The organism is Cobetia sp. 3AK (genome assembly GCF_029846335.1).
GTDB classification, from domain to species: Bacteria; Pseudomonadota; Gammaproteobacteria; order Pseudomonadales; family Halomonadaceae; genus Cobetia; species Cobetia marina.
Window position 1 is genome coordinate 17563 of record NZ_JARWKR010000008.1, and the last position, 22364, is coordinate 39926.

A 22364-nucleotide genomic window follows, 5' to 3' on the forward strand; every position below is an offset into this window, starting at 1 on the left:
TCATGTCAGACGAGGGTCGCCACTGTCACCACCACGCTCAAGACACCAGGCAGGAGTCGCCTCCTGCCCGTGAGAGGACATCACCATGTGTGGAATCGTAGGGCTTTATCTCAAGAACCCGGCGCTGGAGTCGCGCCTGGGGGAGCTGTTCGAGCCGATGTTGATCGCGATGACCGATCGCGGCCCGGACAGCGCTGGCTTCGCCATTTATGGCGACGAATTTGACGCTGGCATCAAGCTGACGCTGCAAAGCGATGGTGTCGATGAGGATTGGGACGCGATCGCCAAGGGCCTGGGCGAGCAGGTCGGCACGGTGGCGGACTGGTTCAGCAATGCCAGTGTCGCGGTATTCAAGATCGCCGGGGAAGAGAGTGCCGTGCGCAGCTGGCTTGCCGACAGTGCCCCGCAGATTCGCGTATTGAGCGTGGGGCAGAGCATCGAAATCCTCAAGGCAGTGGGCCTGCCGGCCCATATCGCCAGCCTCTATGGTCTCAAGGGCATGCAGGGCAGCCACATCATCGGCCATACCCGCATGGCGACCGAAAGCGCCGTGACCCTGCAGGGCAGCCACCCGTTCTCCACCGGGCGTGACCTGTGCCTGGTGCACAACGGCTCGCTGTCCAACCACAACTGGCTGCGCACCAAGCTCAAGCGTGAAGGCATCAGCTTCGAGACCGACAACGATTCCGAAGTCGCCGCCGGCTACCTGACCTGGCGTCTGGAGCAGGGCGACAGCCTGGAATCCGCGATCACCGGCGCCCTGAAGGACCTTGATGGCTTCTTCACCTTCACCATCGGCACGCGTGATGGCTTCGCCGTGGTGCGTGACCCGATCGCCTGCAAGCCTGCCGTGATCGCCGAGACCGATGACTACGTGGCCATGGCCTCGGAATACCGTGCCCTGGCCAGTCTGCCGGGCATCAAGGATGCCCGCGTGTGGGAGCCGGAACCCGGCCGCCTGTATCTGTGGGAAAAAGACACCGCCCGTTCGGAGGCCGCGTAATGATGAAGACACACGATCTGGCCGTTGAAGGGCTGCGCGAATTGAACCAGGCCCTGCACGATGCCGACATCCTGAAGGACGCGCGTGAGTGGCGAGTGGTCAATTCCGACGGCGCCCACAACATCGCCTGCGGCATCAATGACGACATCAGTGTCGATATCGATGGCCATGCGGGCTATTACTGCGCGGGCATGAACCAGAAGGCCAGCGTCACCATCCACGGCAACACCGGGGTCGGGGTGGCGGAAAACATGATGTCCGGCTGCGTGCGGGTCAAGGGCGATGCCTCCCAGTCCGCGGGCGCGACTGCCCACGGCGGCCTGCTGATCATCGAAGGCAACGCCTCGGCGCGCTGCGGCATCTCGATGAAGGGCGTGGATATCGTCGTCAAGGGCAACATCGGGGCCATGAGTGCCTTCATGGGCCAGGCGGGACGCATGGTGGTCTGCGGCGACGCCGGTGAAGGGCTCGGCGATTCGCTCTATGAAGCGCGAATCTACGTGAAGGGCACGGTCGCATCGCTGGGCGCGGACTGCATCGCCAAAGACATGCGTGCCGAGCACCTGGAAGAACTGGCGGAGTTGCTGGCGAGTGCCGGAATCGAGGAAGACCCGGCCAGCTTCACGCGTTATGGATCTGCGCGTCAGCTCTATCACTTCAAGGTCGACAACGCCTCAGCCTACTGATCAGGATGCTCAACATGACCGACGAGACTCAAACACAGCCCTACAACCCGGCACTGCGGGAATCCGCCACCTTCGGCCGCGATGTCATCCATGAGATCCAGCGGGCGGCGGAGACGGGAATCTACGATATCCGTGGCTGGGGCGCCAAGCGCAAGGTGCCGCATTTCGATGACCTGTTGTTCCTCGGCGCCAGCATGTCGCGCTATCCACTGGAAGGCTATCGCGAGAAGTGCGAGACCGAAGTCGTGCTCGGCACGCGCCATGCCAGGAAGCCGGTCGTGATCAGCACGCCGGTGACCATCGCCGGCATGAGCTTCGGTGCCCTGTCCGCCCAGGCCAAGGAAGCGCTGGGCCGTGGTGCCTCGGAAATCGGCACCTCCACCACCACCGGCGATGGCGGCATGACCCCGGAAGAGCGCGGCCAGTCCTCGCGCCTCGTCTATCAGTATCTGCCGTCACGTTATGGCATGAACCCGGACGACCTGCGCAAGGCCGACGCCATTGAAGTCGTGCTCGGCCAGGGCGCCAAGCCCGGCGGTGGCGGCATGCTGCTGGGCCAGAAGATTTCCGAGCGAGTCGCGGGCATGCGCACGCTGCCGCAGGGCATCGACCAGCGCAGCGCCTGCCGCCACCCGGACTGGACCGGCCCGGATGACCTGGCGATCAAGATTGCCGAACTGCGTGAGATCACCGACTGGCAGGTGCCGATCTACGTCAAGATCGGCGCGACCCGCACCTACTACGACGTCAAGCTGGCGGTGAAGGCGGGCGCGGATGTCATCGTGCTGGATGGCATGCAGGGCGGCACCGCCGCCACCCAGGATGTCTTCATCGAACACGTCGGCATCCCGACCATGGCCGCCATCCCCCAGGCCACTCAGGCACTGCAGGAGATGGGCCTGCACCGTGAGGTACAGCTGATCGTCTCCGGCGGGATTCGCAACGGCGCCGATGTGGCCAAGGCGATCGCGCTGGGTGCCGACGCCGTGGCCATCGGGACCGCCGCCTTGATTGCGCTGGGCGACAACCATCCGCGCTATGCCGATGAGTATCAGAAGCTGGGGTCCGCCGCCGGTTTCTATGACGACTTCCAGGATGGCAAGTGCCCGGCCGGTATCTCCACCCAGGACCCGGAGCTGAGCCAGCGACTGGACCCGGTCGCAGCCGGCAAGCGTCTTGCCAACTACCTGCGCGTGCTGACGCTGGAAGCCCAGACTCTGGCACGTGCCTGTGGCAAGTCGCACCTGCACCACCTGGAACCGGAAGATCTGGTCGCCCTGAACGTGGAAGCCGCGGCCATGGCCCGGGTGCCGCTGGCGGGCACCAACTGGGTGCCGGGCCAGGGCGGTTACTGATGGCACGATCTCTATCGTGCGTGTGCCATTGCGCATGAGAGCGATCGTGCATGGCTGCCATTGCGCATGATTGTCATGGCAAAGCTGCGAAGCCTTTTGTCAGCAAGATCGCCGCAATGTTGTCCAGGCAAAATGTCGCAATGACAAGAACTCTGCTCCGGTTGATGTAGAAAAATATGACCTGACGATATTGAGTTATCAAAGCGCCTCACCCTTCGGTGAGGCGCTTTCTTTGGTGGTGAGTACAATCAAGGAAAAAGGCCAATATCATGCAAGCGAAAGTGCATCAGAATGCTGACGGTGGAGAAGCGCGTAGTGTCGTGTCGATTGTGAGATCGTGATTCTCCCAAGATAAAGTTTTTCCATTCTTTCAGCATCTTGAAGACATTAAATGAGAAATATGTCAGGCGTAGCGATTGGCTTATTAGGTGAGGTTGGGTCAGGGCAATAATGGTGAATGCAAGCCGATATTCATGAGCTTTGTGTTCTGTTTTGGTGCGTGAATACCTCTATTGATTGTTCATATGTGAAATGGGGTTTTCAGACGATTTTGCCGGGCATGCGGGGTAATGATTTTGCCGTCAATGGCACGAAATATGCTCAAGAAATGGAGTGGTAGTCGGATGCACGTCATCGTCAAGACGGCGGCATTACAACAAGGACAATTTCTCAGAGCAGGGTCGTGTCATGAAAAGCCCGCAATCATCCTCTGTCACTGCCGGGATTCGAAGTCGGCAACACTATCCACGCATCGAGGCGCTGCCCGATGCCCAACGGTATCTGGTGGCGTGCCAGTCTCCCGAGAGCCTGCCAGGCACTGGAGAGGCGGCGGGCAACGCCCGTCAGCAACTGCAAATGCATTGTCAGCTGATCAGCACGCTGCTGGGGCAGCTCGGTAGCCGCGAGGTGGGAGGCGCCGTGCAATCCGCTCCGGCAACAGAGGCGTTGCCCACGGGGCCCGCCGACAGCGCCCGCCTGCATCGCTGGTACGACGTCGATGACCGCCCGAAGGCCTGCGACGCACTGGTCGGCGCCATCAGCGAGATCGGTGTCGCGGGGTGTCTGGTCATCATCGGCAGTGAGCATTTCGTGTGGCAGGTCGCCAATCTGGCTCAGCAGCAGGGTCTGTTGCTGGATGACATGGTGATGCTGCCGGTGGCTGCCCTGGGGCGGCATGTGTTCTGCGTGCACTGTCAGCAGGTCAGTGAGCACGTCATCCACTCACCGTCAGCCTGTGATGGCTGTGGTTTGATGCTGGAAGTGCGTGATCATTTTTCCAAGCGTCTCGGCGCCTACATGGGCGTGCGAATCGATGCGGAAGCCCCGGGAGAGATTCCCCCACAGGAGGAGGTGGCACCATGTCTCGCTTCATGAAGGCGCGGGTCGCCGCGGTCGATCAGCTCAGCAGCAGCGTGCGCCGTCTCACTCTGGTGCCTGCCGATGAGGCCTCACCCTTCACGCCGTTCTCACCGGGCAGTCATGTGGTGCTGGGCATTCCGGGAGAAGGGCGGGTGTGTCGCAACGCCTATTCATTGATCAGCCCGCCGGATGATCCCTCGCAGTACTGCATCGCAGTGCGTCGTCAGCCGGTCTCGCGTGGGGGCTCCGAAGCCATCCATTCACGCGTGCAGGTCGGCGACGAGCTGGAGCTCAGCCCGCCAGCCAACCTCTTTCTGCCGCACTGGCAGGCGCGCCATCACCTGATGCTGGCAGGCGGCATCGGCATCACGCCGTTTCTCTCTTACCTGCCGGAGCTGGAGAGTCGTGGCGCCAGCTGGGAGCTGCACCTGCGCAGCCAGGACCTCGACGTCGCCCGCTTCCCGGAGGCCGCGCCCTATCTGGCGAGTGGCAACATCACCCAGCACCGTCTCGAGCGTCCGAATCTGAAGGCCCTGCTGGCGCGTCAGCCCGCCGGCACTCACGTCTATCTCTGCGGCCCGCAGGCCATGATCGATGCCGTGAAGGAAGCTGCACGCGAGCTGCACTGGAGTCTCGCGCGCATCCACCACGAGGTCTTTGCCGCCCCGGAACCGGGGACTCCCTTCACGGCCGTGGCGCGCGGCAGCGGCGTGGAAGTGGCGGTCGGTGCTCAGGAATCGATGCTGGAAGCACTGGAGCGCAGCGGTGTCGAGGTGACGAGCCTGTGTCGCGGCGGGGTCTGCGGACAGTGTCGGGTCGAGATGCTGGAGGGGGAGGCGGAACACCGTGACGCCTTCCTCGATGAACAGGAGCGGGCCAGTCAGCGCTGCGTGATGCCCTGCGTTTCCCGGGCACGCAGCCAGCGGCTGGTGTTGGATCTCTGAAACCGTCTTTCGCGAGATGGACCCCCAAGGAGCAGGAACATGCAATTTTCCCCGCGAGATGACCAGGCGTTCCATGGTCAGTTCACCTTCAAGAATTCCGACTACGCCATCCAGCGTTTTCCCTTCCCGTTCCCGGAAGATGAGTACCGTTACTCGGTCAATATCGAGCCGCATGTCTTGCCGGGCAAGCCGGGCTCCATCACCGAGCACATGCTGGATATCGATGAGCATTATCTGAGCGAGATCGCCGAGCGTGAGCGGGTGCTGGCCAAGAACCCCAGACGCTGCCTGGTGATGCCACACATGCAGCCGGCAGCCTGGGACTTTCTCGAATTCGTGATGACGCACTACGCCCGGGACTATCCGCAGGCCTTCAGTTTCGAGCGCGACGGCGATGACTGCGTGTGGCGCAACCATCTGCTGGAGCTGGAACAGAGCTTCCGCATGGGCGATGACGCCAGCCTGCCACTGCCGCCACTGGACTATATCGGCCGTCAGATGCAGGGCGATATCGCGCTGCTGGACCAGCGCGACGGTGACCTCTTCATGGACGCCGGCATGATCACCTGTCCGGCGGACTGGTCACTGGCCTTCGATGCTGGCATGAGCTTCAAGCAGTGGCATGGTCCGGTGCCGCTGGCGCATGAGATGGGCGTGTTCGATCGCGCGCTCAAATACCTGTGCGCCATCCAGGTCGGCGGGCCGGTGCGACGCCTCAACTGGACCATGACCATCCATCCGCGCATGGACAGCTCCCCGGAGACCTATGCCGAGTGGGGCAGTGATCGCACCACCATCACCGCCGAAAACGCCGGTCGTGATGTGCATCTGCGCGTCGAGCTGCAGACGCTGGTGCGCATGCCGCGCAGTCATGCGCTGTTCTTCGGTATCCGCACCTATCTGATCAGCCTCGAGGACCTGTGTACCAACCCGGTCTGGCAGTCGCGCTTGTTGAATGTGCTCAAGACCCTGCCGGCGGAGCTGATCGACTACAAGGGGCTGACGCGCTATCTGCCCAGCGTGCTCGAGTGGCTGGAAGCCCGCGAGGCAAGCGTTGCGGCCAAGGCCGAAGCGACGGCGCAGGCAGCGGTCTAGGCCACGTTGCGGGCAAGCCGCTCTGGCCAAGAGCTCCTGATAAAGAGCTCTTGATAAAGAGCTCTCGGCAAACCGCTCTCGGCACCGAGGGCGTGATAGGGCATGGATTGCAAGCCGCTGACGAAAGCGCTTGCGAATAACAACAAAGGGGAAACGCTGGTGAATATCGATGTGCTCCAACTCAGCTACGCGCTGGATACGTTCTACTTCCTGATGTGTACCGCGCTGGTCATGTTCATGGCCTGCGGCTTCGCGATGCTGGAATCCGGGCTGGTGCGCTCCAAGAATACCGTCGAGATCCTGACCAAGAATGCGCTGCTCTACGGCATCGCCTGTCTGGTGTTCCTGGTGGTGGGCTACAACGTGATGTATCCCGGTGACAATGCCATCAGCAGCGTGATTCCGGGGCTGTCGTTCATGCTCGGCGCTGACAATACCCTCAGCGACATCAGTGCTGGCGAAGGGGCGGCCTATTACTCCAGCATGGCGGACTTCATCTTCCAGGCGGTGTTTGCCGCCGCGACCATGTCCATCGTCTCGGGGGCCGTGGCGGAACGCATGCGCCTGTGGCCGTTTCTGATCTTCGCGGTGGTGATGGTCGCGGTCATCTATCCGGTGGAAGGCTACTGGAAGTGGGGCGGCGGTTTCCTGGATGCGATGGGCTATCAGGACTTCGCAGGCTCGGTGGTCGTGCACATGGCGGGCGCGGCGGCGGCATTGGCGGCGGTATTGCTGGTCGGTCCGCGCAAGGGGCGCTACGGCGTGGACGGCAAGGTACGTGCCATTCCGGGCGCCAACCTGCCGATCGCCATGCTGGGCATGTTCATCCTGTGGATGGGCTGGTTCGGTTTCAATGGCGGCTCGATGCTCAAGATCGCCAGTCTCGATGATGCCAACAGCGTGGCGCGTATCTTCGTCAACACCAATGCGGCGGCCTCGGCAGGGATGGTGGCCGCGGCGCTGCTGTCACGCGCCATGTTCGGCAAGACCGACATGACCATGGTGATGAACGGTGCCCTGGCCGGTCTGGTCTCGATTACTGCCGAGCCGTTGCTGCCGTCTGCCGGCCTTGCGGTGCTGGTCGGTGCGGTAGGCGGCATCATCGTGGTGCTGTCGGTGGTGGGACTGGACCGTCTCAAGATCGATGACCCGGTCGGTGCCATCTCCGTACACGGCTCCGCCGGCCTGTGGGGCATCATGGCAGTGCTGTTCTCCAATCCGGACGCCGCGTTCGGTACCCAGATCCTGGGCACGCTGATCATCTTCGCCTGGATGTTCGGCGCAAGCTTGGTGGCGCTGCTGGTGATCAAGAAGGTCTGTGGTGGCCTGCGTGTCAGCGAGGAAGAGGAACTGGAAGGCATGGACATGCACGAATGTGGCATGGGGGCCTACCCGGAGTTCGTCAACATGTCCTCCCCGTCACAGGGAGAAGGCACTGCGTCCGGGCATGCTGGCAAGGCGAGCGCTGCAGTCCCGGCTGCGGTGCTCAAGGGGGCGGCGCGTTGAGCCTGCCCCCCCCCCAAGTGCTGGAGTCTCAGAGTTTGATGTGATGAGCCCCGCCAGCATGTGACACGAGAAGGCCCGCCAATTGGCGGGCCTTCTCGTGTTCCAGGGTGAGCGGAAGGGGAAAGGGTGGGCAAGGGATAGGGAAAGGAGGGGGAAACAAGAGGGAAACAAGCGGGATGATGGACGTCCCGGGAGAACAAGCAGCGACCAGCAGGAAACTGCCTGTCAGCGGCGGTGCAGTCCCCCCAGCTCATGATTGATATGGCGGGCGCAGTCCATCAGCGCGCCGCGCAACAGCAGGCGCCGGCGCTCGTCGGCCATCATCGCATCGGGGCCCGAGATATTGATGGCGCCCACCAGATGACCGGTATGGTCATAAAGTCCCGTGGCGATGGCAGTGGCGTAGTCGGAACGACTTTCCACCCATCCCTGGCGGCGGGCTTCCTCAATGGCATCCTTCAAGGCCGGCAGGTTCTGGGGCGCCGGCGGTGGGTAGTCATCCAGACGGATCTGGCGGTAGAGCTGCTGCAGTTCATCCTCGCCCAGCACCGTGAGCAGGATGCGCCCCATGGCACTGACATGACACGGCAGACGGGAGCCGATGGGGATGTTGACCGACATGCGCTGTGCGGCGAAGGCGCGGTAGAGATAGATGGCATCCGTGCCCTCACGCACGCTCAGGTGACATGACATGGTGGTCTGATCGCGCAGGGTGTCCAGGTGGGGCGCCACTACCTCGACCAGGTCACGACTGGCCAGATAGCTGAAGCCCAGCGAGATGACCTGTGGCCCCAGTTCATAGGTGTTGCGAGCGATCTTCTTGAGATAGCCCATGTCGGTGAGGGTGATGACGATACGATAGATGGCCGAATTGGTGGTGCCCAGTTCCTCGGCGAAGTCATTGGTGGTCAGCACCTTGCGCCTGCTGCTGAACATCTCGAGGATTCTCAGCCCGCGAAACAGTGCCGGCACGGTGTAATCATTCTCGCGAGCAGGTGCGGTCGAGAGCGATGGGTCATCGGTCACGACATCCTGCCCGGAAGGGAGCGAGGCGTGGGAATCGGGCATACCTGGTTCCTTTTGCTGCGTATGGCGAGCCGTAGGTGAAACGCAGTCTCCCCGTCGCTGCCTGGAACTCAGACGACGACGGGGAGCGGGTGACAACGTGAGAGGCATGCGCGAGCGGATGCCAAGGTTGCGTCGCAATCGCTAGCCGTGATGATGGGCCAGCAGGGCAGCGGCTGTCACGGTCTGCCCCGAGTATTCGCGCATGGCATCGAGCATGACGCCCCACAGATAGTGGCTGGAGGCGATGTCGAACAGCAGGTGGAAGCAGGGGCACTGATGGCTTCCCACGTTGACGATGATCGCGTTGGTGCGTGCCACTGACGTCTGGGCGACGCTCCCGGGCGGGAAGGCCTCACTGCGCAGGTCCACCCCGCACAGCTTGGCCATCAGCGTCGGTACGCTGCTGCCACTCAGGCTGAACCAGGCGTGGGAATCCCGCCGTGGCAGGGAATGCACGCGCCTGCCCTGGGCCAGTGCGTCATCCGCCTGCGCCATGAGCGGCAGCTCGGCCACGCCCGCATCGGGGGTGATGGCCGGCGTCAGTTGCAGAAACTCGCCCACTGACAGCCTGACCAGCCAGCTGCCATCCGTCTGGAGCCTTGCCGTATTGGGCGTATCCGGCACCGTGAAGCCCAGCGAGGCCAGCCAGTCGGCGGCCTCGCGGCCGCGAACGCCTGCGCGTCCCAGGGCGCTCATGTCGGCGAGCGCACAGTGGCTGAGAACGGTTGCCGTCACCGAATCACTTGATGCGTCGGTTGTCGACGCGCCGGTGAGGCTTGCCGGCAGTGCACAGCGCGCCAACGCCGTGGCGCCATCCAGGTGGTCCGTCATTGATGTCGTCATTTCACAGCTCCTGGCGGGCAGACTTGGGATCAAAGAAGGGCAGTGCCACGATCTCGGCCTGGACCAGTACGTCGCCCTGGGTGCGGATGGTGATCTTGCTGCCGGGCGTACTGCTGTCGATTCCGGCGTAGGCCAGGCCGATGATGGCACCCAGCGTCGCGCTGTATTCACACGAGGTCACGTTGCCGGTGATGTCGCCACCGGGCTTGGCGGCGTCGGCGCTCTGCTCCCCGCCGCTGAGCACCAGCTGACCTTCCAGCGGTTGCGGGCTGTCCTTGGGCAGCATGAAGCCGACCAGCTTGCGGGTCTGGGGCTGGGCGGCAAGAATCTCGATCGCACGACGGCCGACACAGAAGGGCTTCTTGTGGCTGACTGCCCACTCAAGGCCGATCTCGCCGGGATGGCTCATGCCATCGGTGTCCTGACCAATGATGATGTGGCCTTTTTCCAGACGCAGCAGCCGCTGGGCCTCGACACCGAAGGGGCGGATGTCGGCCTGCTCGCCTGCCAGCATCAGCAGGTCCCACAGCGCTTCGCCGAAACGGCTCGGCACGTGGATCTCGTAGCCCAGTTCACCGACGAAGCCGACCCGCAGCAGGCGGGCGGGAATCCTGCCCTGCGTGCCCAGCAATTCGGTCTCGAGATGGCCGGTGCGCAGCTCCAGATAGGGGAAGGCCTGGGGGCTCAGGTCGATGTCGCGACACACCTTGCTCAGCACCTCGCGGGCCTTGGGCCCGGCCAGATTGACGGCGCAGTAAGCGGCGGTGACGTTGGTGATATCGACATCGAGTCGCCACTGGGCATTCCACTTCAGCATCTGCTGGTAGACACGGTCCACGCCGCTGGTGGTGGCGGTGACATAGAAGTGTTCCTCACCGAGGCGGCACGAGACGCCATCGTCGATGATCACGCCTTGCTCGTTGGCCATTGTGGCGTAACGTGTGCGACCCACCGGCTGCTTGAGGAAGGCGAAGGTGTAGAGGCGGTTGAGCAGCTCGGCGGCATCCGGCCCGCGCAGCTCGATGCCACCGAGGGTCGAGACATCGATCAGGCCCACGCCGTTGCGCACGGCCAGCGCCTCGGTCTGCATGGCGTCATTGCGCTGCTCCGGGCGGCCATAGAAGGCCGGGCGCGCCCAGTGGCCGGCCGGCATCATGCTGGCACCTAGAGCTAGATGGCGCTGATGCATCGGTGTCTGGCGGTAGGGGTCGAAACTGCGACCGGCCAGCAGCGGCAGCGGTTCGGCCACGAAGGGCGGGCGCGCGGTGGTCACGCCGGTCTCGCTGACGGTGCGCTGTGTGGCCTCCGCGACCAGACGCGCGGCCGGCAGTGCCGAGTGACGGCCCTGGGACGGACCCATGCCCAGTGTCGAGAAGCGCTTGACCAGCTGGATGTCGCGATAGCCATGGCGGGTGGCATTGAGGATGTCGCGAATCTGCAGGTCTTCATCCAGATCAACGAACTCCTTGCCCTTGGGGTGCGCGAACAGCGGCCAGCCATGCTGACGGAAGGGGCGTGACGGCGTGACGACCGCCGGCTCACTCGCCTCCAGCGTGGCATCCACGATCTTGCCTGCGCTAGCAAGCCCGTTCAGGGCGGCGCTCGCGGCACGCTGACCATCGGCGATCACGTCCTTGAGGTGATAGAGGCCATTGGCGGAGCCTGCCATGTGCAGGTGTGCCGGCAGGCCGCTGAGGCTGAAGCGTGCATCATCATCCAGATAGGAGAGCTTGGCACCCGCCTGGCAGGCCAGCTGATAGACCGGCATGTAGCCCGCCGTCATGCAGACCAGATCACAGGGGATCACCTCTCCCTCGGTGGCCAGTTCGCCGCGCGCGACGATCTTGCGTACCTCGACGCCGGTGACGTGATGCAGCGACTTCTCCGCCTGCGCCTCGAAGATGGCGTGCTCGAGCTTCAGGGCGATGCCGCAGTGGCGCACCGCATCGGCAAGGCTTGCCTCATCGGGCTGGGCGCGCATGTCGAGCAGCGCGACGATGTTGACGCCGTGCTCCATCAGGTCCAGCGCGGCCAGATAGCCATCATCGCTGCCGGTGATCACCACGCCTTGCTTGCCAGGCAACACGCCATAGTGCTGCATCAGGCGCTGGGCGGCACTGGCGAGCATGATGCCCGGCAGGTCGTTGTTGCGAAATACCACCGGCTGATCGAAGGCGCCGCTGGCAAGAATGCATTCCTTGGCGCGCACCTTGTAGAGGCGCTTGCCGCGGATCACCGGCAGGTAGTTGTCGGTGAACCAGGCATTGCAGGTCGCCTCGGTCATCACGTCGATGCGCGGATGCGCCGTGACGGCCTCGCTCAGCGTCTGCAGTGTCTGGTTGGCCTCATGGCCTTCGGCGTCGAAGCGCGCATAGGTCAAGGCGCCGCCGAGCAGACGGCCCTGTTCGACCAGCAGCACGTTGGCGCCACCCTCGGCAGCCCCAAGCGCGGCCGTCATGCCGGCCGGGCCGGCGCCTACCACCACCACGTCGTGGAACAGATAGGCCTTGTCGTGATAGTCGCCACGCACGTCCAGATTCAAGGTCCCGAGCCCGGCCTTGCGGCGAATCAGCGGCTCCCAGTACTTCCAGACGCCCTTGGGCTTGTAGAAGGCGCGGTAATAGAAGCCCACTGGCATGAATTTCGAGAACTTGCCCAGTCGCATGTCGCGGTCATTGTCCAGGCTGCCATTCACGTTCTGAGCAGTGACCTGCAAGCCGCTGCTGATCTGGCGCTCATCGCCCAGCACGTTGGGCTCATCCGGCAATTGCACCAGGGTGTTGGCATCCTGGCCGGCAAAGGTCAGGGCGCCGCGCGGGCGGTGATACTTGAAGGAGCGCGACAGCAGCCAGCGGCCATTGGCGGCCAGGGCGCTGGCGATGGTGTCGCCGGCAAAGCCCTGGTAGCTCACACCATCGAAGCTGAAGGTCACCGGCGTGTCACGGTCGATCAGTCGGCCCAGCGGGGCCGGCAGACGTGCGCCTCGGGTCATGGGGACTCTGGCGTTCATGCGCGTTCTCCCGAGCTATCCGTGGTGTGCAGTGGAAACTCCACGCGCTGGGTGAAGCGCTCGGAGGGATCGAAGGTGCGCAGGATCTCGTCGGTCACGGTGTGACGCTCGGCGAGAAACCAGTAGCTGGAGGCGGCGTGCATCCACCATTCGGTGACGACACCGGCGGTGTTGTCGCTGAAGAAGACGTAGTCGGCCCACTCGCGATCACTGCAGGTATCGGGGTCTGGCATGTCGGCAAGCTCGCCGCCATACACGAATTCGCTGATATTTCGGGGCCCATTGAGTGGGCAGGGCATGATCTTCATCGCGGAAATCCTTGACCGTTGTTCTTGTACATCCAGCGTGGGGTGCGCATTCCCGGGCAGTCATCGAGCCTTGTAGGTCGAGCCGTCGCGAGGCATCAGTGGCTGGCGGCAGTCGCGCCCATCTCGTTGACCTGACGGAAGCGCGCGAAGCGCTCCAGCGCGAAGGGGGCGATCAGGTCCGGGGTCTTGCCGCCGGAGGCGACCAGTTCGGCCATGGTCTTGCCGCAGATCGGCGTCGCCTTGAAGCCCCAGGTGCCCCAGCCGGCGTCCAGGTAATAATTCTCGACGGGGCTCTCGCCCATGATCGGGCTGTAGTCCGGGGTCATGTCGGTTGTGCCTGCCCATTGGCGCATCAGGCGGGCCTGGGACAGGAAGGGGAACATCTCCAGCGCCGCGGCGATCAGGCTCTCCTTGAGGTCCAGCGTCGAGCGGGTGTTGTAGAGCGGGTAGGGGTCGGAGCCACCGCCGAACACCACCTCGCCACGGCTGGTCTGCTGCACGTAGCAGTGCAGGGCCGAGGAGCTGACGAGCGGATCGAGAAACGGCTTGAACGGCTGGGTGACCATCGCCTGCAGCGGATAGCTGATGATGGGCATGGTGAAGCCGGCCTTGCTGGCGAGCACTGAGCTGTGCCCGGCCACCGCCTGCACCACGCAGCCGCACTGCACGGTGCCGCGATTGGTCTTCACCGCGCGGATCTTGCCGCCTTCGACCACGAGGTCCTGCACCTCGGTGAGCTGGTGGATCTCGACACCGCGCTTGGCGGCCTCCTTGGCGTATCCCCAGGCGACGGCATCGTGCCGCGCAGTGGCACCATCGATATGCCACAGGCCCGCCATGACCGGCAGGTGGCCGGGGTCCAGGTTCAGGCTCGGTACCAGCTCGCGGATCTGCTGGCGATCCAGCATCTCGGTGCGCCCACCGAAGTGGGTGTTGACCTCGGCGCGCTGGCGGAAGGCCCGCACAGTGGAGTCGGTATGCGCTAGGGTCAGTTGGCCGCGTTCCGAGTACATGATGTTGTAGTCGAACTCGTTGGACAGTCCCTGGAACATGCGCACCGATTCGCTGTAGAAGCGCACGCCTTCCGGGGTCAGATAGTTGGAGCGAATCACCGCGGTGTTGCGCGCGGTGTTGCCGCTGCCCAGGTAGGCCTTTTCCAGCACGGCGATATTGGTGATGCCGTGATACTTGGCCAGATAGTAGGCGGTGGCCAGGCCGTGTCCGCCGCCGCCGATGATGACCACGTCGTAGCGGGACTTCAGCTCCGTGGGCGGTGGGAGGTCGACTTCGGCCGGATACTCGGAGGACAGGCCGTACTTGAGCAGAGAAAAGGGCATCATTCACTCCCGGTACGCGCAAACGTACCTCTAGTGGTTCAGGCCGACTGGCGACGCGCGGCAGTCAGGGTGTTGGCAAGCAGGCAGGCGATGGTCATCGGGCCGACGCCCCCGGGGACAGGCGTGATGGCGCCCGCGATCTTGCTGACCGCAGCGAAGTCCACATCCCCGACCAGTCGCGTGCGCGCCTTGCCGGTAGGGCTTTGCTCGGCGGACTGCGCGATGCGATTGATGCCCACATCGATGACCACGGCGCCGGGCTTGATCCAGTCGGCGCCGATCATGTTCGGGCGCCCGACCGCGGCCACCACGATGTCAGCCTGACGACAGAGCGCGGCAGGATTCTGACTGCGCGAGTGCAGCTGGGTGACGCTGCAGTTGGCGGCCAGCAGCAGGCTGGCCATCGGCTTGCCGACGATGTTGGAGCGCCCGATGATCACCGCATGCAGGCCAGAAAGATCCCCACCGCGCTCGGCAAAGGTGTCACGCAGCAGGCGCATGCAGCCGGTGGGCGTGCAGGGCGCCAGGGCATCGGCCCCTTGGACCAGCGCCCCGACGTTCATGCGATGGAAGCCGTCGACGTCCTTGGCGGGGTCGATGGCCTCCAGCACCGCGTCTTCCTGAATATGGGCCGGCAGCGGCAGCTGGACGAGGATGCCATGCACATCAGCGTCGGCATTGAGCTTCGCTACCAGCGCCAGCAGCTCGGCCTCGCGGGTCTCGCTGGGCAGGATGTGCTCGAAGGACTGCATGCCACACTCGACGGTACGCTTGAGCTTGTTGCGCACATACACCTGACTTGCCGGGTCCTCGCCGACCAGCACGACGGCAAGCCCCGGTATCACGCCTTGCTGCGCGAGGCTTGCGACCTCTGCCGTGACTTCCTCCAGCAGTCGCGCCGAGGCGGCCTTGCCATCGATCACGGCGGCGGTGGGCTGTGCGAGTGTCTCGTCCGCGATCGCGGTGGGTGTCGCTTGGGTATTCATGACTGCGCTTCCTCCCTTGGGTGACGGCCGATGATTCACACGTGGTCTGTCTTGAAGACTTGCTTGACGCCTTGTTTGAAGACTTATTTGACGCCTTGTTTGAAGACTTATTTGACGCCTTACTTGAAAATCACGGTGCGATCATTGGCGAGGAAGACGCGGTGTTCGATGTGATAGCGCACGGCATTGGTCAGCGCCTGGGTCTCGGTATTGCGGCCGGCGGCGACCAGGTCATCCGGGGCGAAGTTGTGCTCGACTCGCTGTACGGCCTGATCGATGATCGGCCCTTCGTCGAGGTCTGCCGTGACGTAGTGGGCGGTGGCGCCGATCAGCTTGACCCCGCGGGCGTGTGCCTGGTGGTAGGGCTTGGCGCCCTTGAAGCCGGGCAGGAAGGAGTGGTGGATGTTGATGGCGCGCCCGGCCAGCTTCTGGCACAGCTCATCGGAGAGAATCTGCATGTAGCGCGCCAGTACCACCAGCTGAGTGCCGGTTTCCTCGACGATGTCCATCAAGGCCGCTTCCTGGCGCGCCTTGGTGTCCTTGGTGATCGGCAGGTAGACGAAGCGGATGCCTTCGCGCTCGACCATCGGGCGCAGGTCCAGGTGGTTGGAGACGACCGCGGTGATCTGCATGTCCAGCTCACCCTTGCGATAGTGGTAGAGCAGATCATCCAGGCAATGGTCGAACTTGGAGACCATGATCAGCACCGGCATCTTGTCCTTGCCACCGTGGATCTGCCACTGCATCTCGAAGGGCGCCGCCACATCTTCAAAGGCCTGACGCATACGCTCGATATCGCCTTCGATGCCCGTGTTGAAACGGAAGCGTGCGCGCAGGAAGAACTGCCCCTTGTCCTCATCATCGTACTGCGCCAGCTCACTGATGTAGCACTCGTGAGTGGTCAGGAAGGTGGTGATGGCCGCCACGATGCCGGACGTCGCCGGGCAGCTGATGGTGAGGATGAAGTGATCGTCTGAGGTGCAGGTCGCGTGAGGCATTCTGGGCTCCGATGTCGGCAGAAAGGCATTGTTGTTGTGATATGAAGAATCTCATTCACTGACGTGGTTTCGATTCGGTTATTTCCTGTCAGTGACTTAATTTTCTTCTCAAGTAAATAACAATGTTTTTCTGGCGCTGGGTCAAGCCTGATCGACGCGTCGACCGGTGTTAGTGTCCATGAAATGAAGACAATGATTCACTGATGAATCTTTACCGCTTTGGGGGATCGCGGAGCAGGGTAAAGCCATGAGGCGGGCGAGGATGGGACAGGTGCCTGATGAGACACGCTCGTCTCGAGTTGGCTACAGCCTGCGAGCAACGTGAAAGGAATCGTCATATCCCGGTTGGGCAATTGCTGGCTGCAATATCAACACGTTAGTGTGCACTCATTGTATGCCTTGAGGTGTGACCTCTTGAGCCGGTATTCCTGCAAGACAATGAGGTAGACACGATGCGCACATTGACGATCGCGGCACTGATGGTGGCCAGCATGGCCGGTTCCAGCGTAGCGATGGCCGGCAACCCGGCTGATGATGGCCACGCTGCCAAGTCCCAGTACACCCAGCACAAGGACAGCGTCAGGACCTCTGCCCAATCCCACAAGGCGGCCGCTTCCGGGCAGGTGGCTGACAAGTCCTCTCACGTTGCCAGCAAGGCCCACGATGCCAAGTCCAAGGTGAGCAACAAGGCGAGCGATACCAATTCCCGCTATCAGAAGAAGAACTATGCTGACGTGCTCAAGAACGAGCGCCACTGATGGCATGACGCTTTTGCTCGGCACGGCTTGAGTCGGGCACGCTCCTTGAGATCCGCGCCTGACTGGCGCGGCAGGCGGTGTGCCTCTGGTGTGCGTCATCAGACGCTGACGTCGCGTGTTTCATACGCTCGCCTCGACAAGATGCAAGCATTCGTCAAGCGAGCCTGACTGGCTTGCGAACATAAATATCAAGGAGTTAGTGTGCCACCACCCTGTCTCCCTGGACCCTGGACCCTGGTCTTCAGGTCAGGAAGGGGACAATTCGCGAGTAGAGAGGAGTAGGTACGATGCGCAGGATGACGATTGCAGCACTCATGGTAATGGGCATGGCTGGCTCCTCAGTGGCAATGGCAAATTCCTACACTGATGCGGCGAAGGACAGTGCCAAGTCCCAGTACACCACAGCCAAGGACAACGCCAGTTCCAAGGTGACTTCCCGGACTGACAGTGCCTCTTCCAAGGCCAGCTCTGCCAAGGCCAAGACAAGTGACAAGGTCAGCTCTGCCAAGTCCAAGGCAAGTGACAAGGTCAGCTCTGCCAAGACCAAGGCAAGTGACAAGGTCAGCTCTGCCAAGTCCACCAAGTCCACCAAGTCCAGCTACGAAGACAAGTTCAAGTGATCTGATCCCCCTGGATTCGGGGGAGTCATGTGACACCCAGTCCCCGTCAGCCTCAGGCTGGCGGGGGCTTTTTCGTGGGGGGATCCCCAAGGCCGCGCAGGAGTCGTCTCTCGCCGGGAAGTGCGTTCTGCCCGGCACGCCATGAGGAGAATGGGCGAGCCTGACGGGCATTGGCAGATCAGTGGTCCGAAAAGGTCTCGACCAGATGTTGGGCGAAGGCCTGCACGCGGCGTGGTTGAGCGCGGGCGGGCGGGAACAGCAGCTGAAGCGGTGAGGGCGGAGCAGCGTGCTCCGGCAGCAGCTCCACGAGGCGACCCTCGCGCAAGTCGTCCGCCACGTCGACTTCCGATTTCAGGGCGATACCAAACCCTTCCAGACACCATTGGCGCACCAGTTCCCCATCATTGGCGATGCGATTGCCGCTGACGGTGACGATCTGCGGCACCTTGTGGTTGCCGAAGTGCCATTCATTGTCGAGGCTCTTGCCAAAGCGCATCACCAGACAGTTGTGGTGCTTGAGATCGGCCGGCGTCAGCGGTGCGGGGTGCTGCGCCAGATAGGCGGGAGAGGCACACAGCAGGCGACGTTTCTGGCCCAGATGCCGCACGCGCAGCGTGCTGTCCATGATGGTGCCGAAACGCAGCGCAAGATCGATCCCCTGACTGACGATATCGATGTAACTGTCCGACAGCAGCAGCTCTATCTCGATGGTGGGGTGCTGACGCTGAAATTCGGTGATGGCGCGTGACAGGGCGTTGCGACCCAGATCGCTCGGTGCGCTGATGCGAATTCTACCGGTGAGTGTCTGGGCGCCCAGGCGGATGCGGGTCTCAAGCTCCGAGACACTGTCGAGCAGACCACGGGCTTCTTCCATCAGCGTGCGGCCCTCTTCGGTCAGGCTGATGGCACGTGTGGTGCGGTTGAGCAGCACCACCCCGTAGTGCGCCTCCAGTGAAGCCAGACGCTCCGATACCGTCGTCGGCGACAGTCCCGTCTCGCGCCCCGCGGCGGTCAGGCTGCCTTTCTCGACGATGGTCAGAAACAGCGCGATGTTGTCCAGTAGCATTGTGCGGTTTTTCCGAATTATCTTTGCGAAAAGGGGATGTTTATACGGACAAGGCTTGTGACTAGGATGATCACATCGCTTGAGCGACTCAAGCCTTCCTGACACATCACGGAGTTCCTTCCATGTCCCAGTTGACCATCATCGCCAATATCCACGCCAAGCCGGACCAGATCGAGAAGGTCAAGGCGGCGCTTCTCAAGCTGGTGCCGATCACCCGCGCTGAAGAAGGCTGTCTCACTTACACCCTGCATCAGAACAACGAGAATCCGGCACATTTCACCTTTCACGAGAACTGGGTCTCGCGTGAGCTGTGGCAGCAGCACATGCAGGCACCGCATCTGGAAGAGTACGTGGCAGCGACAGAAGGCGCGGTCACTGAGTTCACCTTGCAAGAGATGACGGCTTTCGCCTGAGGTGTGGCCTTCGGGTGATAGGTGGTCCTGATATTCCACGCAGGCAATACAGGCTTGCTCGCCAGCTCATCGGCGCCGCGGCGCTCAAGGATCTCTCCCAGCTCTATATCGGCAATCCGCGTCTCAGTGAACTGGAAGATGAACTGCGTCGCCGTGCCTGATTCGTCTCATCTGATTCGTCACGCCTGAATCTCTACAACCCCCGGGCGATGACCACGTCATCGTCCAGTCTCTCTATCTCATCTTCATCGACCCTGCCGGCCCGGCGCACAGCGCCAACCGGCGGGCAAGGAGTCCCCATGCGTTTTTCTCGCCTCAAGACTGCCATCTTCATCGCCTCGCTGGGCGTCAGCGCTGCCTCTACCGTGCAGGCTGATGCCACAACGGCTGAAGCCTCCGCCGACAACCACCAGAGCGCCGCAGCCAGTGCCTGGAGCCACGCGACCCTCAGTACCTTTGCCGAGTATTCGGACACCCGCCCCGGCAATATCACCTTCACGCCGGATGGTCGCCTGATCATGTCCCAGCAGCCACTCGATGCTCCGGCACTGCGCGTGGTCGAGATCACCCCGGACGGCAAGCGTGTGCCATTCCCGAACCTGGACTGGGCCGATGGCCCGGCAGAAGGCGAGGTCGGCATCGCGTCAATCATCGGCGTACATTCCGACCGTCAGGGCGTGGTGTGGATGCTCGACATGGGCAGTCAGGACAGTGCGCCCAAGCTGGTGGGCTGGGATACCCGCAGTGATTCGCTCAAGAAGGTGATCCCGCTTGGGGGAGACAGCGTGCTGCCGATCTCCTTCCTGCAGGATTTCGTCATCGATGAAAGGCGCGGCAAGATCTATATCGCGGACATGACCTTCACTGCCCCCGCCTCCCACATGAAACCGGCCTTCGTGGTGGTGGATATCGCCAGTGGCAAGACGCGCCGTGTGCTGCAGAGCGATGAAAGGCTGATGCCGGTGGCGCATGACATGGTCATCAATGGGCGTCTGATGGCGGCCAAGGGCGATGGTGATGGCGAGGGAGAGCAGAGTGGCGGGCCGAAGCCCTGGTACCTGGGCTTGAACGCCATCGCCTTCGATCCGGAAGATGACGTCGTCTATTTCGGTGGCGTGAACGGCAGTGATATCTATCGTCTGCCGGCGGCTGAGCTGGCCGATGACACTGCCACACAGGCGGAGCTGTCGCGCGCCATCACGCATTACGCCACCAAGCGTCCCAATGATGGCTTCATCTTCGACGCCAGTCGCGGCGGCATCATCGCCGGTGACGCGGAGCACAATGCACTGACCTTCTCATCGCCGGAGGGCATGTCGGTGATCGCCCAGGATGACGAGCGTCTGCGCTGGCCGGATGGCTTCGCCTTCGCGCCCGATGGCAGTCTCTACCTCACCACCAACCAGCTGAACGCTCACCCGGCGCTCAATCAGGGTGTCGATGGCAGCGACAAGCATTACTACCTGCTCAAGCTGACACCCGCCAACTGACAGGCTCTGCTTGCGGCAGGCGAAGGGCTTGTCTGGCCAGTCCTTCGCCCTGTCTTGCCTGTCAGCGTATTTCCCCAACGCAGGACGTGTCTGATGACCGTCCTGCGTTGTCGTCTCTTGCCTCTCGCCTCTGTAGCCGACGACCCGCTGGCGTCTCCCTGGAAGCAACCCGCAAACTCGCTACTCATTATCCGCTTTATCCGGATTAACTTTGCGGATATGGGTCGTTTTTACGCTCAGTCCATGGAGTTAGCATGGTGTCATCGCTTCACGGCAGGGTCGCTCAGTCAGAAGTGGTATCAGACGCAAGTGGCAACTGATGCCTGACACCCGAGATTGCCCTTGCCGCCACTGACATGATGTTCTGGAGAGACTCTGATGAAAGCCATTGGTTACTACGCTGCCGGTTCCATCGATCGTGATGATGCCCTGGTCGATATCGAATTGGACACACCTGTCGCCACCGGTCACGACCTGCTGGTCAAGGTTGCCGCTGTCTCGGTCAACCCGGTGGACTACAAGATCCGCGAAAGCCGCGAGCCGGCCGCAGGCGAAGCTGCCGTCATCGGCTGGGACGCCGTAGGGGAAGTCGTCGCCGTCGGTGACAAGGTCACTTCCTTCGCCGCAGGTGACAAGGTCTGGTATGCCGGCGATATCACCCGCGCCGGTACCAACAGCGAATTCCATCTGGTGGATGAGCGCATCGTCGGTCATGCGCCCAGGTCCGTTGAGGTCCATGAGGCGGCTGCGCTGCCGCTGACCACGCTGACCGGCTTCGAGATGCTCTTCGATCGCCTGCGTGTCACCGAGCCGGTACCCGGCGCTGCACGTGCCATCCTGATCATCGGCGGGGCCGGTGGCGTGGGCTCCATCACCATCCAGCTGCTGCGCGCACTGACGGATCTGACCATCATTGCCACCGCGTCACGTCCAGAAACCCAAGCGTGGGTCATGTCGCTGGGCGCGCATCACGTCATCGACCACAGCCAGCCGTTGCCGGCGCAGATCGAGGCATTGGGCATCGGTGCACCGGCCTTCGTGTTCTCGACCAATTTCTCCGAGCACTACGCACCGCAAGTGGCTGAGTTGATCGCGCCGCAGGGGCGTTTCGGCATGATCGATGATCCGCAGACCCTCGATGTGGTGCCGTTCAAGGGCAAGGCCGTGTCCATCCACTGGGAGCTGATGTTCACTCGCTCACTGTTCACTACCGCTGATATCGCGCGTCAGGGCGAGATCCTCACCAAGGTGGCGGGTCTGCTGGACACTGGCAAGATCACCTCCACGGCAACGGAGACCTTCGGCACCATCAATGCCGAAAATCTCAAGCGCGCACATGCCTTGCTGGAAAGCGGCAAGGCCAGGGGCAAGATCGTGCTTGAAGGCTTCTGATCGAACCCACTGCTGAGGCGGTGACGTGAAAGGCGTGCGGCCGGGCAACCGGTCGCACGCCTGTGTCCGGGAGAGGGGCTGCCAATATCCTGGTCAGCGACGAGCGCCGGGCATCGCTGGCGCATGA

The 22364-nt window shown here is 62.6% G+C and carries 21 protein-coding genes; 13 read left to right on the forward strand and 8 right to left on the reverse strand.

The genetic code is table 11. The annotated features are described in order from the left end of the window. Positions 1–85 precede the first annotated feature (85 nt). The 7 genes from QD228_RS12345 (at position 86) to amt (ending at position 7948) form a co-directional block, all read left to right on the forward strand. Positions 86–1003: a glutamine amidotransferase family protein gene (locus QD228_RS12345; protein WP_279875711.1), complete on the forward strand. Its 918-nt coding sequence runs from the start codon at positions 86–88 to the stop codon at positions 1001–1003. After that, positions 1003–1689: a protein glxC gene (locus QD228_RS12350; protein WP_242007773.1), complete on the forward strand. Its 687-nt coding sequence runs from the start codon at positions 1003–1005 to the stop codon at positions 1687–1689. The genes QD228_RS12345 and QD228_RS12350 overlap by 1 nt, the downstream gene beginning before the upstream one ends. A gap of 14 nt (positions 1690–1703) precedes the next feature. Beyond that, positions 1704–3044, forward strand: coding sequence for an FMN-binding glutamate synthase family protein (locus tag QD228_RS12355; protein WP_213114087.1), 1341 nt, complete (start codon positions 1704–1706; stop codon positions 3042–3044). Positions 3045–3731: 687 nt separating this feature from the next. Then, on the forward strand, positions 3732–4418 hold the full coding sequence (locus QD228_RS12360; RefSeq protein WP_271303097.1) for a dimethylamine monooxygenase subunit DmmA family protein: 687 nt from the start codon (positions 3732–3734) through the stop codon (positions 4416–4418). Then, on the forward strand, positions 4403–5347 hold the full coding sequence (locus QD228_RS12365) for a PDR/VanB family oxidoreductase (protein WP_279875712.1): 945 nt from the start codon (positions 4403–4405) through the stop codon (positions 5345–5347). The genes QD228_RS12360 and QD228_RS12365 overlap by 16 nt, the downstream gene beginning before the upstream one ends. A 39-nt stretch (positions 5348–5386) precedes the next feature. Further along, positions 5387–6442 (forward strand): DUF3445 domain-containing protein, encoded by a 1056-nt coding sequence (locus QD228_RS12370; protein ID WP_279875713.1) that lies wholly within the window; start codon positions 5387–5389, stop codon positions 6440–6442. 159 nt (positions 6443–6601) lie between these two features. After that, complete coding sequence (gene amt, locus QD228_RS12375) at positions 6602–7948, forward strand: ammonium transporter (protein WP_169477139.1); 1347 nt, start codon at positions 6602–6604, stop codon at positions 7946–7948. A 225-nt stretch (positions 7949–8173) separates the two neighbouring features. Here the strand turns inward: amt and QD228_RS12380 are convergent, their stop codons facing one another. From QD228_RS12380 to purU, 7 genes are all read right to left on the reverse strand, one after another. Next, a complete protein-coding gene (locus QD228_RS12380; RefSeq protein ID WP_084208839.1) occupies positions 8174–9016 on the reverse strand; it encodes an IclR family transcriptional regulator in 843 nt (280 codons plus the stop codon). Between the two features lie 141 nt (positions 9017–9157). Beyond that, positions 9158–9859 (reverse strand): hypothetical protein, encoded by a 702-nt coding sequence (locus QD228_RS12385; RefSeq protein WP_279875714.1) that lies wholly within the window; start codon positions 9857–9859, stop codon positions 9158–9160. 1 nt (position 9860) lies between these two features. Beyond that, positions 9861–12869 carry a 2Fe-2S iron-sulfur cluster-binding protein gene (locus QD228_RS12390; RefSeq protein ID WP_279875715.1) on the reverse strand — a complete coding sequence of 1003 codons (3009 nt, stop codon included), beginning with the start codon at positions 12867–12869 and terminating at the stop codon, positions 9861–9863. Then, a complete protein-coding gene (locus QD228_RS12395) occupies positions 12866–13177 on the reverse strand; it encodes a sarcosine oxidase subunit delta (RefSeq protein ID WP_054555966.1) in 312 nt (103 codons plus the stop codon). Before QD228_RS12395 ends, QD228_RS12390 begins: the two co-directional genes overlap by 4 nt. A gap of 95 nt (positions 13178–13272) precedes the next feature. Next, positions 13273–14514, reverse strand: coding sequence for an FAD-dependent oxidoreductase (locus QD228_RS12400; RefSeq protein ID WP_084208837.1), 1242 nt, complete (start codon positions 14512–14514; stop codon positions 13273–13275). A gap of 38 nt (positions 14515–14552) precedes the next feature. Further along, the gene (gene folD / locus QD228_RS12405; RefSeq protein WP_279875716.1) at positions 14553–15500 is read right to left on the reverse strand and encodes a bifunctional methylenetetrahydrofolate dehydrogenase/methenyltetrahydrofolate cyclohydrolase FolD; all 948 of its coding nucleotides are present in this window, start codon (positions 15498–15500) and stop codon (positions 14553–14555) included. Between the two features lie 119 nt (positions 15501–15619). Further along, a complete protein-coding gene (gene purU, locus QD228_RS12410; protein ID WP_077377058.1) occupies positions 15620–16498 on the reverse strand; it encodes a formyltetrahydrofolate deformylase in 879 nt (292 codons plus the stop codon). A gap of 452 nt (positions 16499–16950) precedes the next feature. On the opposite strand from purU, the gene QD228_RS12415 reads away from it, so the two are divergent. Both QD228_RS12415 and QD228_RS12420 read left to right on the forward strand, forming a co-directional pair. Continuing rightward, complete coding sequence (locus tag QD228_RS12415; protein WP_279875717.1) at positions 16951–17256, forward strand: hypothetical protein; 306 nt, start codon at positions 16951–16953, stop codon at positions 17254–17256. Positions 17257–17582: 326 nt separating this feature from the next. Continuing rightward, positions 17583–17876 (forward strand): hypothetical protein, encoded by a 294-nt coding sequence (locus QD228_RS12420; RefSeq protein ID WP_279875718.1) that lies wholly within the window; start codon positions 17583–17585, stop codon positions 17874–17876. 178 nt (positions 17877–18054) lie between these two features. Here QD228_RS12420 and QD228_RS12425 read toward each other — a convergent pair whose 3' ends face one another. After that, the gene (locus QD228_RS12425) at positions 18055–18942 is read right to left on the reverse strand and encodes a LysR family transcriptional regulator (protein WP_176503730.1); all 888 of its coding nucleotides are present in this window, start codon (positions 18940–18942) and stop codon (positions 18055–18057) included. 122 nt (positions 18943–19064) lie between these two features. On the opposite strand from QD228_RS12425, the gene QD228_RS12430 reads away from it, so the two are divergent. The 4 genes from QD228_RS12430 to QD228_RS12445 all read left to right on the forward strand — a co-directional run bounded on the left by QD228_RS12430 (position 19065) and on the right by QD228_RS12445 (position 22237). After that, positions 19065–19355: a putative quinol monooxygenase gene (locus QD228_RS12430; RefSeq protein ID WP_024952318.1), complete on the forward strand. Its 291-nt coding sequence runs from the start codon at positions 19065–19067 to the stop codon at positions 19353–19355. 14 nt (positions 19356–19369) lie between these two features. Then, entirely contained in the window at positions 19370–19516 is a 147-nt protein-coding gene (locus tag QD228_RS12435) for a hypothetical protein (protein ID WP_181013924.1), read from the forward strand. A gap of 138 nt (positions 19517–19654) precedes the next feature. Further along, entirely contained in the window at positions 19655–20845 is a 1191-nt protein-coding gene (locus tag QD228_RS12440; protein WP_279875719.1) for an L-dopachrome tautomerase-related protein, read from the forward strand. Between the two features lie 378 nt (positions 20846–21223). Then, the gene (locus QD228_RS12445; protein ID WP_279875720.1) at positions 21224–22237 is read left to right on the forward strand and encodes a zinc-binding alcohol dehydrogenase family protein; all 1014 of its coding nucleotides are present in this window, start codon (positions 21224–21226) and stop codon (positions 22235–22237) included. Positions 22238–22364: the final 127 nt, after the last annotated feature.

Coding starts and splice junctions, on each gene's coding strand:
- QD228_RS12345 (WP_279875711.1), top strand. CDS start 86: ATGTGTGGAATCGTAGGGCTTTATCTCAAGAACCCGGCGCTGGAGTCG.
- QD228_RS12350 (WP_242007773.1), top strand. CDS start 1,003: ATGATGAAGACACACGATCTGGCCGTTGAAGGGCTGCGCGAATTGAAC.
- QD228_RS12355 (WP_213114087.1), top strand. CDS start 1,704: ATGACCGACGAGACTCAAACACAGCCCTACAACCCGGCACTGCGGGAA.
- QD228_RS12360 (WP_271303097.1), top strand. CDS start 3,732: ATGAAAAGCCCGCAATCATCCTCTGTCACTGCCGGGATTCGAAGTCGG.
- QD228_RS12365 (WP_279875712.1), top strand. CDS start 4,403: ATGTCTCGCTTCATGAAGGCGCGGGTCGCCGCGGTCGATCAGCTCAGC.
- QD228_RS12370 (WP_279875713.1), top strand. CDS start 5,387: ATGCAATTTTCCCCGCGAGATGACCAGGCGTTCCATGGTCAGTTCACC.
- QD228_RS12380 (WP_084208839.1), bottom strand. CDS start 9,016: ATGCCCGATTCCCACGCCTCGCTCCCTTCCGGGCAGGATGTCGTGACC.
- QD228_RS12385 (WP_279875714.1), bottom strand. CDS start 9,859: ATGACGACATCAATGACGGACCACCTGGATGGCGCCACGGCGTTGGCG.
- QD228_RS12390 (WP_279875715.1), bottom strand. CDS start 12,869: ATGAACGCCAGAGTCCCCATGACCCGAGGCGCACGTCTGCCGGCCCCG.
- QD228_RS12395 (WP_054555966.1), bottom strand. CDS start 13,177: ATGAAGATCATGCCCTGCCCACTCAATGGGCCCCGAAATATCAGCGAA.
- QD228_RS12400 (WP_084208837.1), bottom strand. CDS start 14,514: ATGCCCTTTTCTCTGCTCAAGTACGGCCTGTCCTCCGAGTATCCGGCC.
- folD (WP_279875716.1), bottom strand. CDS start 15,500: ATGAATACCCAAGCGACACCCACCGCGATCGCGGACGAGACACTCGCA.
- purU (WP_077377058.1), bottom strand. CDS start 16,498: ATGCCTCACGCGACCTGCACCTCAGACGATCACTTCATCCTCACCATC.
- QD228_RS12415 (WP_279875717.1), top strand. CDS start 16,951: ATGCGCACATTGACGATCGCGGCACTGATGGTGGCCAGCATGGCCGGT.
- QD228_RS12420 (WP_279875718.1), top strand. CDS start 17,583: ATGGCTGGCTCCTCAGTGGCAATGGCAAATTCCTACACTGATGCGGCG.
- QD228_RS12425 (WP_176503730.1), bottom strand. CDS start 18,942: ATGCTACTGGACAACATCGCGCTGTTTCTGACCATCGTCGAGAAAGGC.
- QD228_RS12430 (WP_024952318.1), top strand. CDS start 19,065: ATGTCCCAGTTGACCATCATCGCCAATATCCACGCCAAGCCGGACCAG.
- QD228_RS12440 (WP_279875719.1), top strand. CDS start 19,655: ATGCGTTTTTCTCGCCTCAAGACTGCCATCTTCATCGCCTCGCTGGGC.
- QD228_RS12445 (WP_279875720.1), top strand. CDS start 21,224: ATGAAAGCCATTGGTTACTACGCTGCCGGTTCCATCGATCGTGATGAT.